Annotated in this window: 18 protein-coding genes and 3 pseudogenes; 15 read left to right on the top strand and 6 right to left on the bottom strand. The window is 42.6% G+C overall.

Going from position 1 to position 20,663, the window contains the following annotated elements:
- Positions 1-59: 59 nt before the first annotated feature.
- The 3 genes and pseudogenes from EDM55_RS30715 to EDM55_RS03315 form a co-directional block, all read left to right on the top strand.
- Positions 60-359: pseudogene (locus EDM55_RS30715) on the top strand (recombinase family protein); the annotation flags it as partial.
- A 48-nt stretch (positions 360-407) separates the two neighbouring features.
- Positions 408-1,463 carry a recombinase family protein gene (locus tag EDM55_RS03320; protein ID WP_259676066.1) on the top strand — a complete coding sequence of 352 codons (1,056 nt, stop codon included), beginning with the start codon at positions 408-410 and terminating at the stop codon, positions 1,461-1,463.
- 464 nt (positions 1,464-1,927) lie between these two features.
- Positions 1,928-4,645 (top strand): TrlF family AAA-like ATPase, encoded by a 2,718-nt coding sequence (locus tag EDM55_RS03315; RefSeq protein WP_122959604.1) that lies wholly within the window; start codon positions 1,928-1,930, stop codon positions 4,643-4,645.
- Between the two features lie 488 nt (positions 4,646-5,133).
- Here the strand turns inward: EDM55_RS03315 and EDM55_RS03305 are convergent, their stop codons facing one another.
- A complete protein-coding gene (locus EDM55_RS03305) occupies positions 5,134-6,096 on the bottom strand; it encodes a ParB/RepB/Spo0J family partition protein (protein ID WP_122959602.1) in 963 nt (320 codons plus the stop codon).
- A 490-nt stretch (positions 6,097-6,586) separates the two neighbouring features.
- Between EDM55_RS03305 and EDM55_RS03300 the strand changes: the two genes are divergently transcribed.
- Together EDM55_RS03300 and sigK are read left to right on the top strand one after the other, a co-directional pair.
- Positions 6,587-8,215 (top strand): recombinase family protein, encoded by a 1,629-nt coding sequence (locus EDM55_RS03300; protein ID WP_122959601.1) that lies wholly within the window; start codon positions 6,587-6,589, stop codon positions 8,213-8,215.
- Positions 8,184-8,717 (top strand): RNA polymerase sporulation sigma factor SigK, encoded by a 534-nt coding sequence (gene sigK, locus EDM55_RS03295; protein ID WP_092269296.1) that lies wholly within the window; start codon positions 8,184-8,186, stop codon positions 8,715-8,717. Before EDM55_RS03300 ends, sigK begins: the two co-directional genes overlap by 32 nt.
- Here the strand turns inward: sigK and EDM55_RS03290 are convergent.
- The gene (locus EDM55_RS03290) at positions 8,677-8,994 is read right to left on the bottom strand and encodes a hypothetical protein (protein ID WP_092269290.1); all 318 of its coding nucleotides are present in this window, start codon (positions 8,992-8,994) and stop codon (positions 8,677-8,679) included. The two genes, sigK and EDM55_RS03290, sit on opposite strands and share 41 nt — an antisense overlap.
- A gap of 754 nt (positions 8,995-9,748) precedes the next feature.
- Here EDM55_RS03290 and EDM55_RS03280 point away from each other — a divergent pair.
- The 5 genes and pseudogenes from EDM55_RS03280 (at position 9,749) to EDM55_RS03255 (ending at position 13,368) form a co-directional block, all read left to right on the top strand.
- Entirely contained in the window at positions 9,749-10,924 is a 1,176-nt protein-coding gene (locus tag EDM55_RS03280; protein WP_092269272.1) for a hypothetical protein, read from the top strand.
- A gap of 508 nt (positions 10,925-11,432) precedes the next feature.
- Positions 11,433-11,723, top strand: a pseudogene (locus EDM55_RS03270) (sigma factor-like helix-turn-helix DNA-binding protein); the annotation flags it as partial.
- A gap of 160 nt (positions 11,724-11,883) precedes the next feature.
- Positions 11,884-12,309: a DMT family transporter gene (locus tag EDM55_RS03265; protein WP_122959600.1), complete on the top strand. Its 426-nt coding sequence runs from the start codon at positions 11,884-11,886 to the stop codon at positions 12,307-12,309.
- A gap of 23 nt (positions 12,310-12,332) precedes the next feature.
- Positions 12,333-12,908 (top strand): Crp/Fnr family transcriptional regulator, encoded by a 576-nt coding sequence (locus EDM55_RS03260; RefSeq protein ID WP_092269261.1) that lies wholly within the window; start codon positions 12,333-12,335, stop codon positions 12,906-12,908.
- Between the two features lie 10 nt (positions 12,909-12,918).
- Positions 12,919-13,368, top strand: a complete 450-nt coding sequence (locus tag EDM55_RS03255) for a DMT family transporter (protein ID WP_122959599.1) — start codon at positions 12,919-12,921, stop codon at positions 13,366-13,368.
- A gap of 59 nt (positions 13,369-13,427) precedes the next feature.
- Here the strand turns inward: EDM55_RS03255 and EDM55_RS03250 are convergent, their stop codons facing one another.
- Entirely contained in the window at positions 13,428-14,105 is a 678-nt protein-coding gene (locus tag EDM55_RS03250; protein WP_122959598.1) for an MBL fold metallo-hydrolase, read from the bottom strand.
- A gap of 223 nt (positions 14,106-14,328) precedes the next feature.
- Between EDM55_RS03250 and EDM55_RS03245 the strand changes: the two genes are divergently transcribed.
- Positions 14,329-14,829 (top strand): CarD family transcriptional regulator, encoded by a 501-nt coding sequence (locus EDM55_RS03245; protein ID WP_092269251.1) that lies wholly within the window; start codon positions 14,329-14,331, stop codon positions 14,827-14,829.
- Positions 14,830-14,941: 112 nt separating this feature from the next.
- On the opposite strand, the pseudogene EDM55_RS31360 reads toward EDM55_RS03245, so the two are convergent.
- A pseudogene (locus EDM55_RS31360) lies at positions 14,942-15,007 on the bottom strand (MerR family DNA-binding transcriptional regulator); the annotation flags it as partial.
- A gap of 151 nt (positions 15,008-15,158) precedes the next feature.
- Between EDM55_RS31360 and EDM55_RS03235 the strand changes: the two are divergent.
- Both EDM55_RS03235 and ybaK read left to right on the top strand, forming a co-directional pair.
- Complete coding sequence (locus EDM55_RS03235) at positions 15,159-15,980, top strand: SDR family oxidoreductase (RefSeq protein ID WP_092269248.1); 822 nt, start codon at positions 15,159-15,161, stop codon at positions 15,978-15,980.
- A 65-nt stretch (positions 15,981-16,045) separates the two neighbouring features.
- On the top strand, positions 16,046-16,525 hold the full coding sequence (gene ybaK, locus EDM55_RS03230; protein ID WP_092269245.1) for a Cys-tRNA(Pro) deacylase: 480 nt from the start codon (positions 16,046-16,048) through the stop codon (positions 16,523-16,525).
- Between the two features lie 14 nt (positions 16,526-16,539).
- Here the strand turns inward: ybaK and EDM55_RS31355 are convergent, their stop codons facing one another.
- Together EDM55_RS31355 and EDM55_RS03225 are read right to left on the bottom strand one after the other, a co-directional pair.
- A complete protein-coding gene (locus tag EDM55_RS31355) occupies positions 16,540-16,758 on the bottom strand; it encodes a GNAT family N-acetyltransferase (RefSeq protein WP_326245068.1) in 219 nt (72 codons plus the stop codon).
- A gap of 36 nt (positions 16,759-16,794) precedes the next feature.
- Positions 16,795-17,850, bottom strand: coding sequence for a CapA family protein (locus EDM55_RS03225; protein WP_122959597.1), 1,056 nt, complete (start codon positions 17,848-17,850; stop codon positions 16,795-16,797).
- 156 nt (positions 17,851-18,006) lie between these two features.
- Between EDM55_RS03225 and EDM55_RS03220 the strand changes: the two genes are divergently transcribed.
- Together EDM55_RS03220 and EDM55_RS03215 are read left to right on the top strand one after the other, a co-directional pair.
- A complete protein-coding gene (locus EDM55_RS03220) occupies positions 18,007-19,188 on the top strand; it encodes a UDP-N-acetylmuramoyl-tripeptide--D-alanyl-D-alanine ligase (protein ID WP_122959596.1) in 1,182 nt (393 codons plus the stop codon).
- 221 nt (positions 19,189-19,409) lie between these two features.
- Positions 19,410-20,375 (top strand): C40 family peptidase, encoded by a 966-nt coding sequence (locus EDM55_RS03215; RefSeq protein WP_092269233.1) that lies wholly within the window; start codon positions 19,410-19,412, stop codon positions 20,373-20,375.
- The last annotated feature ends 288 nt before the right edge of the window (positions 20,376-20,663 follow it).

Raw genomic sequence — 20,663 nt, 5'->3', positions numbered from 1 at the left:
AGACTTTAGTTAAAAAATATCAATGTGTAATAACGGAGAATTAATTAGACGAAGCGGTATCAGCAGTGAAGAAGAAGATGGAGAAACGTCCAGAGCTTCAACGGTTATTCGAAGATGCGAAAGTTAAAAAGTGGGAATTTGTTGTTGTTTATAAAAATGACAGGCTAGCTCGGGATACGTATGAGCATCAGCAAATTCGTGAGCTAATGGGTGAGTTAAATATTCCAATTGTCATCTCCAGTACCGAAAGTCTTTACAATACGGGGAATTTATTTTATCACATTTCTGAAGATGCTTTTACGATGCTCGAAGCTGCTAACATCCGAGAAAGAACAGCAAGTACCTACAAGTACAAAGTAGACTATGGACAATGGACTGGCGGTAAGGTTCCTTATGGATATCGTTTTATACGGGAAGGCAAGAAGATTACCGTATTCGAGGAGGAAGCCGCATTAGTACGGGAGATTTTTGGTCTATATAAAAAGGGGAACGGATTCGATTCAATCGCAAAACGTCTCCCGCAAGAATTAAACAATGGTAAGGCGTGGACAAAGGAAAAGATCAAAACAATAATAACAAATCCTTTTTATGCCGGGTTCATCAGTATGAATCGAAAGAAGAAAAGTGCTGGTAACTCCGTTAATAATCGGGATACATGGTCAATGAGTCGATGTCCTGACATCACTCCTCTGATACCTCTTGAAGATTGGGAATACTGCTTTAAAATTTTCGAACAAAAAAGAAATGGAGAAGTTTCACCAAAGTTTTTTAAGACGAGCTTCTTATTTAATGGACTCCTGATATGTGGACATTGCTCTACATCGCTTAACTCTAAAAATCAAAGAACTACAAGCAATTCTGGGAAACATTATGGTGAGAGTATTTATTTTTGCAGGGCGTGCGGGGTAAGGGTAAAAGCGGCAGATCTTGATCAGCAGGTGCTGTATAAATTACTAAATGCAGTCCTCAACAAAAGTCCATTTGGAGCTCCTCCGAAGCTTATTCATGAAGATGTGATCAAGCACTTCCATCAACAAAAAGAAGATCTTGAGAAGCACATTTTCTATTTGGAGGATCACTTCAAAGAGCTAACAATCATAAAAAATAGAACTACTGAGGAGTTACGTGCAGGACTGTTTGATCAAAGTGAGGAAAATAGACGTTTTCTATACGTTCTTCAAGAAAGTGCGTTGCGTTATAGTGATAAGCTCAGAAAGCTCGAAGAAGAAATTTCAAAAACTCGAAAAAGGATTAATCACATTCAATATGTAGAAGCTGATTTCAAAGTATTACACAATGTATACCTAGATGTAATTGACGGAAGGCGAGATTTGGACAATACAGCTACACGTAGGCTCATACTGTACCTAATAAATAAAGTTGTAGTGAACAAAGATGGGAACATTCAAATTGAGGCGAAAATAGACTTAAACGCACAATACAATCTGGATATAGAAATATAAAGAGCAGCCCTCGATAACGGGAGCTGCTCTTTTCTTTTATCTGAATCAATTCTTGATTACATTGATAGACTAATAGATTTGCATTATTTTCGGTAATTAGGTGGTTATTGGTTAATTTTTCCTCGGTAGTAGGGTAGATTTGGGATCCCAGACCTACCCTTTAGCCGATATTGATATGACTGAAAAAGGGCTTGCACTATATATTTTTTGGACAAACTGATAGTACATTTTATGACGAGTAGTTAAGAGGAAAAACTCGTATCGGCATCTAGGTGAAAATGCATATCGCTTTTTTCGGTATTTGGGTAGTTATGCTAAAGTCTACCAAAATTTAATAGTTTGTAAGATTGAAGAAGATGATAGCTATGAGTATATTCCTAGGGCTTTTATCCTGTTGTTTATAGACACTACTGATATGGAAGGTGTAAAATTTAGGTAAAAACGATGACGAAAGAGGTATTTTTATGGAATTTAATGGCGCAAAATGGTGGAAATTTGATTTTCATACTCACACACCAGCATCTTTCGATTATGGAAGAGGTGAACATGCTTTAAAAAGCCTTACTGCAAGGCAGTGGCTTTTGAATGTAATGAGTAATGAAATTGATTGTATCGCAATTACTGACCATAATACGGGTGCCTGGATAGATATCCTAAAATCAGAGTTAATGACAATGGAAGCAGAAGGGGCTGAAGGTTATCGACCTCTGATACTATTTCCAGGAGTTGAGATTACAGTACATACTGGTGTACATGTATTAGCAATTTTTGATCCGGAAAAAAACAGTGAAACAATAGTTGAGCTATTAGGCGCTTGCGAATACGAGGGTACAAAAGGTAATTCTGATGGCTGTACAAGAAAGTCGTTCAGTGAAGTAGTTGAAGAAATAACCAAGAAAAAAGGTATTGCAATTCCTGCACACGTTGATCAAGCGAGTGGGTTATTTGTAGTTCATGAGGGAAATACGTTACGAAGCAGTCTGCAATCTAATGGTTTATTAGCTATTCAGGTATGTGATCCATCTTTTCCAAAACCACAAATTTATGTGGAATCAAAACTAAATTTATCAGAGGTAGCAGGGTCCGATAGTCATCATCCAGATCAACTTGGTACCTCATATACATGGGTAAAAATGGAGAGTCCGGACTTAAATGCACTTAGATTGGCTCTTCATGATGGTGAAGACGGGGTATTAAGGCACGATAATTGTCCTCAAAATCCTAATGTATTAGATAATCGATTCTTTATAAAAAACATTGAAATTAAAGATGCAGCTATAGTCGGAAGAGGAAAACCACTTAAGATTCCTTTTAGCCCGTGGTTAAACACCATTATCGGGGGGAGAGGTTCAGGAAAATCAAGTGTTCTAGAATTTTTACGATTAGTGTTAGATCAAAAGGATAATCTACCGGAGAAATTGAAGAATGATTTCGAAAAATTCGCCCAGATTTCCGAGGGTCGCGGTAAACAGGGCATGCTTGCGAATAATACAGAAATCAGAGTGGAAATGAGGAAAGATGGAAGAGACATTGCCCTTACATGGACACACAATTACATTAAAGAAGAGCACAGAAATGCCCAAGGACAATGGGAGGAGCAAGAACAAAGTAATATTGTTGGGAAAAGATTCCCGGTCCGCTTGTTTAGCCAAAAGCAATTATTTGAACTAACACACGAACCAAAAAGTTTATTGCATCTTGTGGATGGCAAATTAAATAAAATGAGCTGGGAAGAGACATGGGATGATTTAGTAAATAAGTGGTTTAATTCACGAAAAAAAGAACGAGAAATCAATTTAAAATTAAAAAATAAATCAAATATAAAAATACAGCTCCAAGACACAGATGCAAAGATACAAATTTTTGAAGCGTCAGGTCACAAAGACCTTTTATCCAGTTATAGAGAGGTGCAAAATATCAACAATGAAATTGAGGAAAAGTTAAATAAATTCAAAGGAATTAGGGAATCTGTATCTAATCTGCTCCCTACGTTGGATGTGCCTGATATCTCAGAAGTTTTAAGTAAAGGTTTAGACGATGCATCTTTAACTATTATTAAAAATAAATTGAGTGAATTTGATCAAATAAAGACTAAAATGGAAACGTTAAATACTGAAATTAAATCATATGTTGACCAATTAGAAGAAGACATTAAACAAATCCCTTTCTCAGTAACAAGAGAAGAGACAATACACAAATATGAAGAATTGGTTCAAAAACTTCAGGATGCAGGTGAAAAAAATCCAGAAGCTTATGGAGAGTTAGTTTCAGCAAAAGAAGTGCTGGAGACGAAAATAAAAGAAACGGTCGAGATTGAAACTGAGCTTGAGTCTCAGAAACAAGAATCTAAACAATTGTACCAAGAGATTGTCCAGCACCAAAGAAAGCTACGTGAAGAAAGAACTAAAATAATTGAGCTTTGGAATGCAAGTAACGAAAATATACGAATATACCTTGATGAAATGGGTGACATCGGTCAAGGAGAAGTTACCTTTAGGGATTTAATTCGACGACCAGGAAAGGAATTTTCTAAAGATTTATGTGATCGTGACAGGGACGACAATCCACAAGGTGGTTTTTTTAATGATTTACTTTCAAAAAGTGCAGAAGAAAGATGGGCATTTAGGGAAAAATTTATTAAACAGATTGTACAAGGAGAAGATACTACAACGACTTTTAGCAAGCCGTTTTTGAAACATATCCAAACCATCTCGATAAATACCCCAGAGGACATCGACAGATTATGCACATGGTTCCCTGAAGATAAGATTATTCTCAAGTTGTATAAAGATGGTCGTGAAGAAGATATCGAAACTGGGTCTGCGGGACAAAGAACAGCAGCTATGCTTTCGCTTCTTCTGTTATTGGATGATAGTCCTCTGATAATTGATCAACCTGAAGATGATCTAGATACAAAGCGAATTACTGATTTGGTTGTTGCTGGATTAAGAACTTTTAAGACAAAGCAACAAATTATTATTGTCACCCATAATCCTAATATCCCTGTAAACGGAGGAGCAGAAAACATTATTCAGATGAATTACGCAAGGGGTTTAATTAGAACCCTAACTCAGGGAGCTCTTCAAAAAAATGAGGTAAGGGAAGCCGTCTGTGATGTGATGGAAGGGGGAAGGACTGCATTAAATAATCGGTATTTCAGAATTTCCAAAGCCCTACAATGAATTTCGGTGTCCTATTAGCTTGTACACCTTAATAGGGGTTGAAAACGCATGTGTTAATTCTGAGTAATCCTGTTTATAAGCATAATATTGTTGTGGTAGCGAATGATAATATTTTTTTGCTTTTTCAACGGTATCCCAAAGTGAAATAAAATGGATGAGCCCTTCAGATTTTAGTAATTGAACCTTTTCTTTGCTCAAGACTTCTAACATTTTTTTCACCCTCTCGAATGATTTAATTGATGATACTGAGCTTGGTCAATATTTATTCCTCTTTTATAGAGACCGTAAAAAAGGAGTTGACAAAGCAGCTCCTTTTTTACTCTGTTGGTTGTTAATGAAACACAGGATGGTTTTATTGATAATGGTCCATGGAGCTCTAAATAAGCTCCCTAGAGGTGAGCGTTTATGAACGGAATGTTTGACATCAAGTAAATGCCAAATTGAATGATGAGTGGATTGAGAGACACTTGAACATATTGTTCAAGTGTCTACTTCTGATGATTTAAATGAATGATCATTTGTTTACGTTTCGGTCTTTCCAAGTTTTCGACTGGAAAGGTACGCCAATTGATCGGGAGGCTTGTTTTATCTGCAAGTGTAGTGATAAAGAGATGTAGTTTATTCAATTGTTCTTTGCTCAAATTACTAAGAAAATTTTGATGTAAGTAATCACGCTGAAATTTGTCAATGTCCTTGTTCATTTCTTGGAACATGTACCGATGAGATTTCTGATCAAACTTTTCCTTTAGCAAAACGCTGTTTACAATTCGATTTGCGTTGGTTTTTGAGAATCTTGTCTGCTCAATAGCCTGATGTAAGCACTCATCTTGTGCAGACATATTTAAATTGTTAAAGGATTCATGATTTGCAACAAGTTCAATTGAATCAACATGGTAACTCCGAATTTCCTTAGCAAGATACTTGTCTTGATACTTTTCTTGAACATCTTCATTCATGGTCTTAATTGATAAAAAACGTGTTAAACCATCTTTCCCGACTCCATTTAGCTCTGCTAACTTTTTAACATCAGAGTCGATTTGAAGACTTTTCATGTGCTTCCGTATAGTTGCCCTGGTTAGGTTTGTTTCACGAGCAATTCGGTCAACATCGTAACCATTCTTTAACAGAAATTCAATCATCCGTTCCCGTTCGTACCCGCTTTTCTTTTTGTGATGAAATTCATTTCCTAGTCTTTTGACTACGCGTTCGGCATTATTCGTTTCTTTTTGGACAATGCAGTGTGTGTGTTTATACCCAAGTTGAACAAGACTAACGTATCTGCGATATCCTTCAACTAAGTAAAACTTTTCCGGATCAACCGATTCTTCAACAAGAAGGGGAATCTGGAGCTCACGCCGTGAAATGTCGAGTGTTAAAGCAGAATTCTCGGCATCCTTGCGAAAAACGTCCTCGAGTATCAACGATGCTAAAGAAATCTCCTTTGTATCCATTTAATCACCCACTTCATGCGTTTATAAAGTATTTATGATGTAGGGTTTTTGTCCTATTCTAAAAAAACTATCCTGGCATAGGACAATTCATCATATTAGTTCGTTGTCGAAGGTGAGTGGGGGTAACGAGTTAAAAGTAAATGTCGGAAATAGGGTAAATCACGGTAAATTACGGATATCCAATTGATTTTGAGATCTTCAGCACTTATTTGAAATAGGACAAATTCTGCACCTCATATGTATAACTGAGGTGGTTGGTATCAAACACGGAATAGTGAAAATGCGTTTTGTGTACACACCTTACAAATGTAATTATCAAGCTGAAGAACAGAACAAAGCAGCTGAAACTCAGCGTCAAGTCATCGAACTACTACTAAAAAAAGCTCTGGGTAAAATTGCCGGCAAATAAGTCGGCTTTTTTGTTTGAGTGCAATAATATTTATGTCTACAATAAACGTAATTCATTATGAACACAAAGGAAGGTATCATTATGTTCGTCGCAATTTATGTCCGTGTTTCTACTGGACTTCAAGTAAAAGAAGGCACAAGCTTAAATTCTCAAGTGGAGATATGTTTTAAAAAAGCGCTTGAATTAGGATTTCATAAAGAACAAATAAAAGTGTATCGGGAAGAGGGAGAATCGGGAGAGGATTTGGAAAGACCTCTACTGGATCAACTCCGTGGCGATGTTGCATCTGGGGTAATTTCTCATGTGATAATTACAGATCCAGACCGTTTTTCCCGTGACATGACGAATAAGTTGTTGATTTGTCGTGAGCTTCAAAAGAGAGATGTAGAACTGATTTTTACCGACAGTGACTATAAAAACACTCCTGAGGGAGAACTCTTCTTTAACATGAAGTCGGCAATTGCACAGTACGAATTGGCAATGATCAAGAAACGTACAGTAAGAGGCAGAAACCAAGCGGTAAAGAAGTTAAATAAAGTGATGCCAATGCGAACACCACCGTTTGGCTACGATTGGGTTGACTGTTCTCTTGTGGTAAATGAGAAAGAAGCTGAATTTGTACGACTCATTTATAACTGGTATGTCTTCGAGGGGCTAACCTTACGTGAAATGGGGACAAAACTCTATGAGCTGGGTGCTGTGCCAAAACGTTCAGAGTCGGGAAACTTTAGTGCAAGTTCTCTCCGACGTATCCTAACTAGTGAAATTTATATTGGAAGGTACGTGTACAACCGTAGAGAGACAAAGAAGCTACAAGGTGAACGTACAAAATCTGGAAAACCTAGAAAAACTTATTCGATTCGTAATGAAGAAGATTGGATCGAAGCAAGCGTCCCTAAGATCATTGATCCAGCCATATTTGAGTTGGCTCAACAGCAAAAAGAAAAAAACAAAAAACGAGCTGGAAATGTCAAACACGATTATTTATTGAGGGGCATGATTCGCTGCTCTCGCTGTGGGCGGGTTTGGGAATCCACATCGTATTCAGGTAGGGTAGATAAAAGCACTGGAAAGAAAAGCACCTACGCATGCTACAGATGCCCTAATAAAAATCCGAAACGGTACGGGGACGGTATTCACAAATGTGATGTTAAAACGATTCGTACAGACATACTGGATGAATACATTTGGGGATTAATCGTTCAAACATTAAAAAGTCCTAACCTTGTGATTGAGCAACTTCAAAATACATCGGATGAGGCGACTAATGAAATTAAACAAATACTTGCGTTAACTGAAACTCAAATCTCCAAGAAGGAAGCAGAGCGGGAAAGAGTGAAGACCATGTTTAAACGTGGGGTAATTGACGAAAGCGAGATGGTTGGAGATCTTACCAAAATTAATACAGAGATTGAGACATTGGACAAAAGGAAAAGAGAATATCGAACTCAGATTGATTCCCATTTAAAAAAAGAGTTGAGCTCCAGGTATATTGAAGGGGCAATAGAAGCATATCGCAATACTCTTATGAATAATTTTGAGCTCTCTTTTGATGAAAAACGAAACATCGTTGAAAAACTTATTCAAGAAGTGATTATTGATTATGTGGATGACGAGGTAAAGGTCACATGTGTTGGTGTACTTGACGTGTTAATGAACAAAGAACACGAAAACGACATTGCTTTGGAGCTACAACGTGAAGAAATTTGAAAACACCGGTGAAGACAGCGAAGATCTCATCTCCATCGGGACGATCGGTTTAATCAAGGCAATCGAGAGCTATCAAGTGGAAAAAGGCACCAAGCTGGCTACCTATGCAGCGCGTTGTATTGAAAATGAAATCCTCATGCATCTTCGCAGTCTGAAAAAGACCAAGAAAGACGTTTCCTTGCACGACCCGATTGGGACAGATAAAGAGGGGAATGAAATCACCCTCATCGACGTCCTCGGCACAGAAACCGACGAAGTAGTGGATGCGGTGCAGCTGAAGCTGGAATCGAACAAGATTTATCAGCACATTCATATTCTCGACGATCGGGAAAAAGAAGTGATCATCGGGCGATTCGGATTGGATCAGGACAAAGAAAAGACCCAAAGGGAAATCGCTCGCGAATTGGGCATCTCGCGCTCCTATGTGTCCCGTATTGAGAAGCGTGCTTTGATGAAGCTGTTTAACGAATTTTACCGTACGAAGCAGACGCAGAACCGGTAAGGGAATGGAAAAAATCCTGACGTATCGCAGCAGCCTGCAAGATCGGCATGAGAGAGATGCCCATCTTGCGGGTTTTTTGTTGTTTAAGGTACGCTTTTTTACTGAACGTGAGGATAATGCGCAAGGTTGCTACCATACCGATGCCCATACCACAACTGGTTAGAACAACTGTATGTTCCCCTCCATGCTTGGATTTCACTTTTCCGAGACAGAATGCCTTACCTGCACCTGATCCCTGAATACTGATGTCTCTAGGCTCCTTAAGCAAAACCTTCATTGCTGCATACTCCTAGGGAAGTGCTGTAATAATACCGATTGTCGGTTCCATGTTAATACTCAAACCGTCCACCCTACCTTAATTATTTGTTATGAAGAGAAGATATTAAGTGGAATCTATATCGGAAAGTATTAAGTAAAATCCTTCCTTGTTTTCATGTTTACTACTGAAATAAAGGCTATTGTTGAGCGGAAAATGGAGGGCATAGTAGCAAAGCATAAGGATGGCCGTTACCACCCTGGGTAGCGAACTGAGGACTTCGTTAAGATGATTAACTACGACTACACGGAAGTTCAGATTGCGGGGTATCGGAAAGGGGATTTTGGGTGGCAGGCACATTAAAATGGTCGCCATGTTGGAGTTATAGAACTCGGAGTTCCTCCCACTCATAAGGAGGCGTTCTACGGTGTAGTGAGGCCGTTGATTACGGGCGAGGATCGTGATTTCGTTTATGTGCAGCCGTGTATCAAGGCGCGAGTATAATTCCGGAACTGGACGAAGGGTGGTATGTTGCGATCGCCGGTATTTGTTGAATTTGTACTAGCCAATTAGCTTACTCATTAAATTCAATGGCCTTTTCTCTTTTGAGAAATGGCCATTTTTTGTTGTATCTCATTACCACAGTAACTTATATACATAATTAGAGATTTCAATGATTTGGAATAAAAAACCAGAAATATATAATAATTGACAATTGGTAGGTTAATGGTAATAAATTAAATGTATAAAATTACTAAATAAGGGAGAGGTTACTGTGAGTAAGTTTCGTACAACGTCTGCTTTTCTTATGACTGCGCTCTTGTTGACAACGGGTGCACAAGGTTTACATGCAAAGGGTTCTAAAAACGTCGAAATCCTAAATAATAGTAGTTTTGATTTTTCAAAACAAGCTATTAATAAAATTAGTGATGTGGAGAACTATAACTTAGATCTCGATAATCCAGGAAAGAAACTTAAAGCGTCTAAGAAAGGTACAGCGGATGTAGTGATTGTAGATTTTAAAGAAAAAGGAGAATTAACTGCGCTTGCAGATGAATACAAATTAGTCATTGGTATTGAAGAATCTGAAGATAAAGAGACTGATGTTTTGCTCTATTGGGTAGGGGAAAATAAAAACGGAGTCAAAATATCTGGTAAAGACGATATTTTTGTTAATGTAGATGCTTACAAGAAAGAAAAAAAGAAGGATAAAGGTCTAGTTCTTCAAACAACTATTTTAGATTCGGTGACAGACCACTTGGAATTTTTAGAAGAAGATGATACAGACGAAGAAACTGCAAAAGAAAACAGGTTATCACTTGCAGCAGCAACGGGAGAGTATGATTGGAAAAGCGTTGATTGGGATCAGGTATCTAAGCTTTCTCCACCTTATGGAAAGGTACGTCTTAATTACCAAGTTTCAAAAGCAGTTAGCCTTGATTCATCTGACAAAGGAAATTACATGTCAGCCTACTTAAACGCACAAGTTAATCCAGGGGCACAGCTTGCTGGGAGTAACGATGACTATGATGCTGATTACCAAGTTTATGAAGTTGAGTTAAGAGCTGAGCCTAGAAATTCAAATGGGACACCATACGTTATGTTGGACCACGAACCTGTAAACGCGGGTAATTCTGGAAGCACATCCCACTCTGGTGGTGTGGGATTTGATATGAAGGGGGGAGGTTCTTTTTCCTACGCGTATCAATTTTCTCAAAACTGGACTGAGCTTGATTTAACAGATGACAGTGATGATTATGGAAAATGGATTTACAGTGTTGAAGGTGATTTACAAGAAGAAGTTGTTACAGTTAAAGGTGGAGCAATTTACAAAACTCCCACTAGTTATTCAAGCCATAACATGAATGTATATGCTTATGTAACATTTGATGGCCCATTTGTCAGTCCAGTTAAAAGAACTGCAAATGAAAGAATATCTATCAGCTGGTAATTTATGGTGTAATAAAGTATAATAGACATACCTTTAATATGATAAAAGGTGGTGTCGCTTTGTGGAGAAAACAATTTCAGTCTTCCTAGCCTTTTTAATCGGGTTTGTGTTCACAATGTTGAAGGTAGGAAGTGATCTTGATTTTCTTGAATTACCAGTGATCATTCTAAATATTATCGGATTGATTGTTATGGTAATATTTGGAATCATCTCGCTAATTAGGGCTATCCAACTGTTGAGAAATAACTGATTGGTAATGCAAATAATTTCTCTTTCAGATAGAACTGAGAAAGACTGCCTGACCTAGGAAACCCGTCCAAAAATTGAGGACGGGTTTCCTAATTTCCCCTTGTTCTGTATCAAGCAAGGATTGACAAAATTCTTAACGAACTTGTTCATGTAATAAGTCAAGCTTCTTGATTTTTCCTTCGAATCATTCATCTAAAATGTCAGCTTTTGATTACAGTAATAATAAAGAACCGGAAAATACAGATAAGAAGTAAGGGTTAATGAAATCACCCTCATCGACGTCCTCGGCACAGAAACCGACGAAGTAGTGGATGCGGTGCAGCTGAAGCTGGAATCGAACAAGATTTATCAGCACATCCATATTCTCGACGATCGGGAAAAAGAAGTGATCATCGGGCGTTTCGGATTGGATCAGGACAAAGAAAAGACCCAAAGGGAAAGCGCTCGCGAATTGGGTATCTCGCGCTCCTATGTGTCCCGTATTGAGAAGCGTGCTTTGATGAAGCTGTTTAACGAATTTTACCGTACGAAGCAGACGCAGAACCGGTAAGGGAATGGAAAAAATCCTGACGTATCGCAGCAGCCTGCAAAATCGGCATGAGAGAGATGCCCATCTTGCGGGTTTTTTGTTGTTTAAGGACAGATGTCCTTTTTCCTCGCTTTCATTTGTCTTTTAATAAAGAAAGACTCAAGAGGAGGGAATCCAAAAGATGAAAGGGAGCATGTTTGCGATTGTTGGCGGGGCTTTTCTGACCTTGCAGGGCGTAGCAAATACCCGGATCAGCGAGAGCATCGGTACGTGGCAAACGGCCATCTTAACGCAGTTTACCGGGTTTTTGGCAGCTTTCGTGACCCTGTTGTTTATACGCGATACCAGACGGGGTGGCTTTCGAGCGGTAAAGCCACTGTACTTGGCAGGGGGAGCCTTCGCGGCCATAATAATATCCAGCAACATCACGGCAATTCAACAGATAGGGGTAACGCTCACGGTCGCTATCTTGATGATCGCGCAGCTGTGCTTGACCTTTTTGATCGACAGCAACGGCTGGTTCGGTGTAACTCGGCAAAAAATGAAGCTGCCTCAGTTCCTTGGTATTGCCATGATGATCGCAGGTGTGGTGATACTGAAGCTATAGGTAGGAAAAAGGGGGCGTCGCCATTGAGAGAATGGCAGGATCATGAACTGGTCGAGCAGTATTTGCGGGCACACAACATAGATACAGTCTGGAATGAGCAGATCAAGCCGCATATATCCTTGTATGACTTTGAAGTGGGGGAGTTGATCTGCTCCCAAGGAGAATCCGCAGCTATGCTGTATGTATTGGTCAGGGGGAAGGTAAAAGTCTACACCACCTCTGTAGAGGGAAAAACATTGATTCTCTCGTTTAAAACGTTCGATCCTGCTCTCCTGCAGTTTTTGTTGGAGCACATCACGATGAAGTTTTATGCAAAATCGCATTCCTTGAGCTTTAATTTGCTGTATCCGGTGGAAGTGAGAATGGCTAGCTACCTGCTTTCCGTTTCCTTTGACGAGGCGGACAAGAGGCTGGAGAAAAAGCTGAGCACGGCTGATTTGATGGATGCGGCAAGCCTTTTGGGAACGAGCTATCGGCATTTCAATCGAGTGCTGCAGCAGTTTTGTGCAAGTGGACTCGTTGAGCGGAAAAAGGGCTTCCTGCTTGTGAAGGATCCTGAGGGCTTGCGGGAGATAGCCGGACAAAATATTTACGAATAGAGGGAAAGTCATGCTAGTAGGGATGGCGTTGGCACTGCTTGCGGGCTCACTTATCAGCCTGCAAAACATTTTCAACAGCAAAGTGAATGAACGTGTAGGCTCGTGGGCGACGACTACTTTCGTTTTAGGAATGGGATTTTTAGCGTCTCTTTTGATGGGACTGCTTACCCAGGGGAGTCATCTGCTCGAGGTAGGACAGATGCAGCCATGGTTTTGGTTCAGCGGCTTGATTGGAGTGGGGGTCGTTACCAGTCTGGTCCAGGCGATGAAACGACTCAGGCCGACATTTGCGATCTCCATCGTTCTGACTGCACAGCTCGGATTTGCTCTGTGGTGGGACTCGATGGGGTGGATGGGGCTGGACAAAATTCCCTTTACCGTTCACCATTTGTTCGGAGTCCTCATGATTATTGGGGGAATGCTTGTTTTCAAATGGAGCGGGCAGTCGCATAGGGCATGAGTCAAGGTGAAAAAACCAATCGGAACACCGCTTGAGTGTCTCGATTGGTTTTTTGCATGTTAGACTGTAGTGTTTTCAACGATCTGTTGCAGTCGCTCTCGAATATTGCCGGTACAGACGCCGCCGTGGTAGACGATAACGGACTCAATCTCAAAATCGATTAGCTTGGCGATCGATTGCAGCGCCAGAGCTTTGTCTTGCGTAAAAGCAGGGTTGAAGGACATGAGCACACCGTCTTCTGCCGTCAGCGCATCTCCTGAGATCAGTGTCTTGCTGGGAATATGATAGAGCGAAATGTGATCGGGAGTATGGCCAGGCGTATGAATGACCTGAATACCGCCGCAATAAGGCAAAACGTCACCATCCTGAAGCACCTGATCGACTTTGACAGGGGGAGCTAAAACCCCACTTTTAATCAAAGGGATTTCTCCCGCGATAAAGGGAACGGCGATTTCATGGGCACATACCTGAATGGAGCCTTCGAAGGCATCGACGATTTCAGGCAGGCTGCCGATATGGTCTCGGTCCTGATGGGTGATGATGACTTTTTTAAGATTTTGAAAAGGGATTGCTTCCTGTTCGAAAACATCTTGAATCACGTCTAGCTGTCCTGGAATTCCCGTATCAACCAGAATGACCTCGTGCTCGTCCCACAATAACGCAGTATGGACGACAAACTGTCCGCCCTCCACGTTCATCGCCAATTTGATCGCTTTGATTCCTTCACGTGCATTCATGTCAGCCACCTCCACCATCCTGTAAAAAATACGTCCATGTTATTCTGCAAAAGCGGCTGGGAATCCTTCTCTACAAGTGTTTTTCCAAGCAGGGGAAAGAATACACTTACAGTAAAATTTTGCAAAGAAAAATATTGCCCAAAATTTAATTTCGTGTTAATATGAAAAATTTACTCTCGAAGTGTGCTATAATAAAGGGGTTGGAATTAAAGGAGGTGGACGTATGTTTCAAGTTGGAGACAAGATTTTTTATCCAATGCATGGTGCTGGAATCATCGAGGCATTAGAGGAAAAAGAATTTCTCGGTGAAAAGCACCTCTATTTCGTCTTGCACATGTTGTTGAAGGAACTCGACATCATGGTTCCTGTTGAAAGAATGTCCGCCCTGGGAATTCGTAGTATCGTAGACGGACAGACGCTGGAGAAAGCATTTAGTGTCTTCCATGAGGGAGAACCAAACCTGAGTGTGAATGCTGGACAGCGCTATAAGCTGAATACCGAAAAGCTGAAAAGCGGCGACATTTTTGAATGTGCCGAAGTGATTCGGGATTTGCTTAAGATCAGCAGAAACAAGGTTCTCGGCACGAGTGACAAAATGATGCTCGACAATGCCATGATGAACTGGGTCAGTGAAATTGCCCTCGTTCGTGACTTGAAGAGTGACGAAGCGACCGAGCTGTTAAAGCGAATGGTTTCAGAGGAAGCTGTAAAAGTCGCTCCATAACGGATACCTTCCCAAAGTACTCAATCTTATTTCATACGAAGATGAGGATGTGATTGCTGAAGCGATCGCATCCTTTTTTGTGTTGACTAGCTTTCCGACTTTTCCATCTTCTTTATACCCCTTTGATTAATCCGATTTGCCCATAATACCGCAATGTATGGATGCTCAGACCTGTTTGTAGTTGTTAGAAAAACCGCTCATCCTGGTATGGGACGGGCGGTTTCAAAGTTTTAATCGAAGTGTTGGTGCGCTCAATTTCTTGCGGTAATTATTTTTCTCTCTCTGGACATGGCGACTATCCAATAAAACCTTCCTTTTCGTAATAGCGAATGGTAGTTTTCGTAACAGGAGCAACAGGATACATTGGTTCTGCCGTCGTCCGCGAGCTTATGCAATACGGTCACCAGGTAGTTGGCCTCACTCGTTCAGACGAAGGTGCGGCAATCTTGAAGGCAGCTGGAGCGGAGGCGCATATCGGCACCCTTGAAGATCTGGCCAGTCTTCAAAGTGGAGCCGCTTCTGCAGAGGGAGTTATTCACTTGGCGTTTCGTCATGATTTCTCTGATTTCGAAGGTTCGCTCGCCACTGATCTTCGCGCTGTTGAAGCGATGGGAGCGGTACTAAAGGGCTCGGAAAAGCCTTTCGTTATTACGGCTCACGCAAATGGAGAGGGATCGGAGAACGCGGCGATGGCTCTCGCTGAGCAGGGAGTGCGGACATCCATCGTGTCGCTGGCTCCGTCTGTGCATGGCGAGGGAGACAAGGGGTTTGTACCGAGACTGATCCACATTGCGCGCGAAAAGGGTTTCTCCGCCTTCATTGGAGAGGGCTCCAACCGCTGTACCGCTGTACATCGTCTCGATGCGGCTTCCCTTTTCCGTTTGGCACTTGAATTTGCCCCGGCAGGTTCACGGCTGGACGGAGTAGACGACGAAGGAGTGCCATTTCGCGACATCGCCGGCATCATTTGCAAGCAATTGAATGTACCGGTCGTTAGCATTTCGCAGGAAGAGGCTCAGTCGCACTTTGGCTTTCTCGGGTTGATCGCATGCTTCAGTAGACGTATATCTGCCATTGATTGTGCCAAAGGCTGGACTGAGTCGATCCGTTCAGCCTTGTTTATTGCTCTTCTATGCTATGCAAACCTGTGACTGCAGCATCGTTTTCTCTTTATAATAAAAGGGAGCAAGAAAACGCATGGAATGAGGGAGAAGCGATGAAGCAAGGGAAAACGAACGCGATGCGTCTACTCGACAAAGAAAAAATCGAGTACGAAATGCTCACGTATACAGCAGATGACGGAAAGATTGATGGCGTGTCCGTCGCGCAAAAGATTGGGCGGGAAAAGGGCATCGTTTACAAGACACTGATTTCGCAGGGGGCGAGCAAGGCTTACTACGTCTTCGTGATTCCTGTCGAGGATGAGCTCGATCTGAAAAAAGCGGCAAAAGCCGTAGGAGAGAAGAAGATCGAAATGATACCGGTCAAAGACATAACCGCGGTGTCCGGATACATTCGTGGTGGCTGCTCTCCAGTCGGTATGAAAAAAGCTTACCCGACAGTGATAGACGAGAGCGCACAGGCCCTAGAGGTCATCATAGTCAGTGGCGGAAAAATTGGCGTGCAAATCGAGCTGACTGTTGCCGATTTGGCAAAGGCAACGAAGGCTTCCTTTGCGGGTGTTGCTATTTCCTGATGATTCGATTGGGCTCACACGTAATACACGCAAAGGAATCGTTCCACTCCAGGGTATTTTTCACCGAGACTTTTGATCTGAAAACCGTACTTCCGGTAAAAGCCGAAAGCCTCCTGATCCGTTTTGGCCGCAATCACCTTACTTTTGTATTTTTGAATCAGAAGGTCGATTAATTGGCTGACGTAGCCGTGTTCTCGGCTGGCTGCCCGCACTGCTATGTGTTGTAAGAACAGAAAAGGGGAACGTACAAGTTCACGCTCCCTTTTCGTTTAGATATATTTTCGGCCAATGACTTGAATGGCCCGTCTCCACATTTGCTGTAGCCGCCGCAGAGCGCTTAACGTCACGTGACGATCTGGTTTTTTCAAATAGGCTCGCAGCGGCAGGACACGAAAATGAACTCTTCCCCCGGAGAAATATCGCTGCGAATACGTCGGGACAACGGATATTTTGGTGATGGAGGTAACATCCTGCTCGTTTTTTTCAACGGTAAAGCGCAGGATGGCACCACATTGGGATTGGTCAAAGGAAAGCATGCGTTCCGAGGTAAAGTTCCCCAATGAGTAGGCTACCAGCGTTCGCTTTTTCCTGCCATCCGCTGTAGTGATCGTGGGGGTCACCACAGGTTGAAGAACATGGGGATGTGCCCCGAGAATGACATCTGCGCCGCGTTCCAACAGGCTTTGAGCGAGCAGCCTCTGCTTTTGGGTAGGGATGAACCGAAATTCAATTCCAAAATGCAGGCCGACGATCAAGAGATCGACTTGAGGGCGAAGTCGGGAAATGTCTTGTTCGATTTTGTTTTGATCCAACAGATTGACAAGCCATGGCGTGTTTGGTGGAACATGCTGTTGATTCGTTCCGTACGTATAGGCAAGAATTCCGATCCGAATGCCATTCACTTCACGGATTAAATAGGTGGAGGCTTCCGTTTCGCTGCGGTACGTTCCCGTATGAGCGATCCCACGCTGGTCCAACATGTCAAGAGTGCGCAGCAAGCCTTCGGGACCCCCGTCCAAGCAATGATTGTTGACCGTTGTTAAAACATCAAAACCTACTTGCTTCAGGTCCCTTGCCAGCTCGTCTGGACAGTTAAAGCGGGGATATCCTGCCCGGGCAGATCCGATTTGATAAGGCTGTGTTTTGCCGGAGAATGTCGTCTCCAGATTGCCGATCGTGAAATCAGCTCCCTGAAGGATGGGGCAGACAGGTGCGAACATATCTGCAAAGGAGTACTGGTCTGTCCCCTTTATCTGGGCAGACTCAATCTGTTCTCGCCACATCAGGATATCGCCTACTGCGGCGATCGTAGCTTTGCGATTCATAGGCATCACCTCTCCTCTATCACTACTTTATTCGGGAAGCTGGCCGCTTGTTTTGGATGAAAGCGGAGCGTTTTCATAGATAAAGGTCTAAACAGGCTGTCTTCCTTGTACATACAATATCGTTGATGGCGAAGACAGAGGTGAGGGGGAGTTCCATTGAGAGGTACCGGCAAAGGGAAAGTCAAGGGCAAAGCGAAAGCACCACCTGCGAAAACACTCATTCTCCAAAAGCCTGTGATCGCGGTGACCGGTAGTGCCGGAAAGACGACGACGAAAGAAATGATTGCAGACATCTTGAGCAGAAGATGGAACATCTATAAATCCATGTACAACAGAAACTTTTTAGGCAATACGCGGGCACATATCAAACGGATCAAAAGTGAGCACAAGGCGGCTGTTCTCGAATTCGGGATGACAAATAGTGGACATATCAAAAAGCACTGTCAAATGATTCAGCCATCGATGAGCGTGATTACCAATATTGGCACGGCACATATCGGGAATTTCGGCGGTCTGATCAATGGGGTCGCTATGGCAAAGTCAGAATTGATCCGCCACATGAAGACCACGGGAACCGTCTTTCTCAATATGGACTGTGAGTATTCTCGAAAGCTGACACAGAAGCCGTATGTCGGAGCGTTCGCGGGGACATTTGTTACCGTCGGCATAGAGAGTGAGGCCGATTATCGAGCAGAAGATATTGTTGTGGATGAGAAAGGAATCCACTTTACTTGTGTGTTTGGAGGGGAGCGAGAAGCGTTTTACTTGCCCATGCTTGGGGAGCATAATATTTACAACGCCTTGTTTGCTATTGCGGTAAGCCGTGCTCTAGGGTTTCCGATCGGAGTGGTTCGAGATGGTTTGCGCTCGTTTCAGGCGCAGCGAAAACGTCTGACACGCTACCGACTTGCGAATAACGTACAAGTACTGGACGACACCTACAGCTCCAACCCGGATGCGGCCAAGGCTGCGATTGATGTTCTCTGCCAAGTAGGAAGTGGAACGAAAGTAGCGGTATTGGCGAGCATGCTGGAGATGGGCAATTACGAGGTTGTCGGACATGAGGACGTCGGTCGTTATTTAAGCGAGAAGGACGTCGATTATTTATATACGATCGGAAAAAGTGCACGCCATATTGCAAGAGCCGCCATTCGTTCTGGTTTTCCTTCGAATCGGGTGATTCATTGCCAGACCAAGGCGAGACTTCACCGTTTGCTGGCGAAAAGAATTGGGCCGGATACCTCTTTTCTCGTGAAAGGCTCCCATCGACTAAAAATGGGAGAAACGGTCCTTTTTCTGTGCAAGGAAACGGTCCGACAATATCAGCAGCCGAAGTAAAGAGATTCTGGGGAAAAGCGCTTGCCACATAGGTGGACGAGGGCTTTTTCCATCTGTCTATGAAAACAGAATTAACCATTTTCCGCCTAGTGCTTTGGACATCCGTCTATGTAATCAAATCCTGTATTGGTAATATTTTATGCCTATTAGGGGTCCTCTTTTTCCAGTAAACTGGTTCCGTACCCAATCCGTTGGGATCGACACAGCCAGGAGGAGAATGAATGACGAAACGAGATTGGTTGCAAAGATCGACTGTCGCCGTCATGCTGAGTACATCCTTGCTCATGTTCGCAGAGGGCGGACATGCTGCAGCAGCGCAGACTGTGGATTCTCAATCTTCTGCCAAATCAGCAGAAGTAGTGAAGATCGCAAAGACACTGATAGGAAAAGATTACAAATACGGTGCAGAAGGGCCTAGTTCGTTTGGATCGGCTGGCTTGGCTACGTACATATTTAAGCAGGCCGGCATTCAAGTGGATGATACCATCGCGGAGCTGTACAAAGCGCTTGACAAAGTATCGTCTGCTAAGGAAGGCGATTTGGTGTTCTTTTCGTCGAATGGAAGTGGAGCTCCCAGCTTTATGGGGATCTACATTGGAGACGATCAGTATATTTATTCCTCCCAAGGGGAAGACGCTGTGGTGCTGAAAACCTTCAGTGATTATTCCAAAAAGCTGGTAGGGATTCGTCGGGTACTCCCAGAGGATACGGGAACTACCAATTCGGGAGACGGAGAGTCGTCATCTGCGATCGCGGACAAGGTCATTGCTGCGGGGAAAAAGTATTTGGGAACGCCCTATGAATACGGCTCAACACGTTCCAATAAAAAGACCATGGATTGCTCGGAATTCACGAAATGGGCGTATCAGGATGGAGCAAACATCGACATGGGCAACGGCGGGGCTCGCTCGCAAGCAAACTATGTCAAAAGTCACGGTTCCTATACAACCGACATCAGCAAGCTGAAAAAAGGAGACCTGGTCTTCTTCATGAGCTACAAAGGCTATAAACAGTCTGATTACAAAAATATTGATGTCCCCAAACAAAGCATCACTCACGTAGGAATTTACATGGGGGATGACAAGCTGCTACATACTTTCTCAAAAGAGTCCGGTGGAGTGAAAATCACGGATTTCAAAGGAACTCATTGGGAATACCGCTTTATCATGGGTGGACGCCCTTACTAAATACCATAAGTCTTCTGCCATCTACAACCATCGAACGTAAAAAGGGCAACGCATCTAGCGTTGTCCTTTTTACATGCAGTCTGCCTGCAAGCATACGTGACAATGGCATAGCAGACAGGAGCGGAAAAATAGGTAAATGACCACAGGCAAACGCACATGCCATAACTATATGTGCTGCATTTCCTATAGGGAGACTTGTAGGAGGTGAAACTTCATGTCACAATTCTTTCCGCCACCAGGAGGCTTCCCGCCCCCACCGCCAGGAGGCTTCCCACCACCGTCAGGAGG

The sequence above is a fragment of the Brevibacillus centrosporus genome, assembly GCF_003710815.1.
In the GTDB taxonomy this organism is placed as follows: Bacteria; Bacillota; Bacilli; order Brevibacillales; family Brevibacillaceae; genus Brevibacillus; species Brevibacillus centrosporus.
The sequence above is the reverse complement of the archived record's forward strand: the minus strand, read 5'-3'. Positions and strand labels throughout refer to the sequence as shown.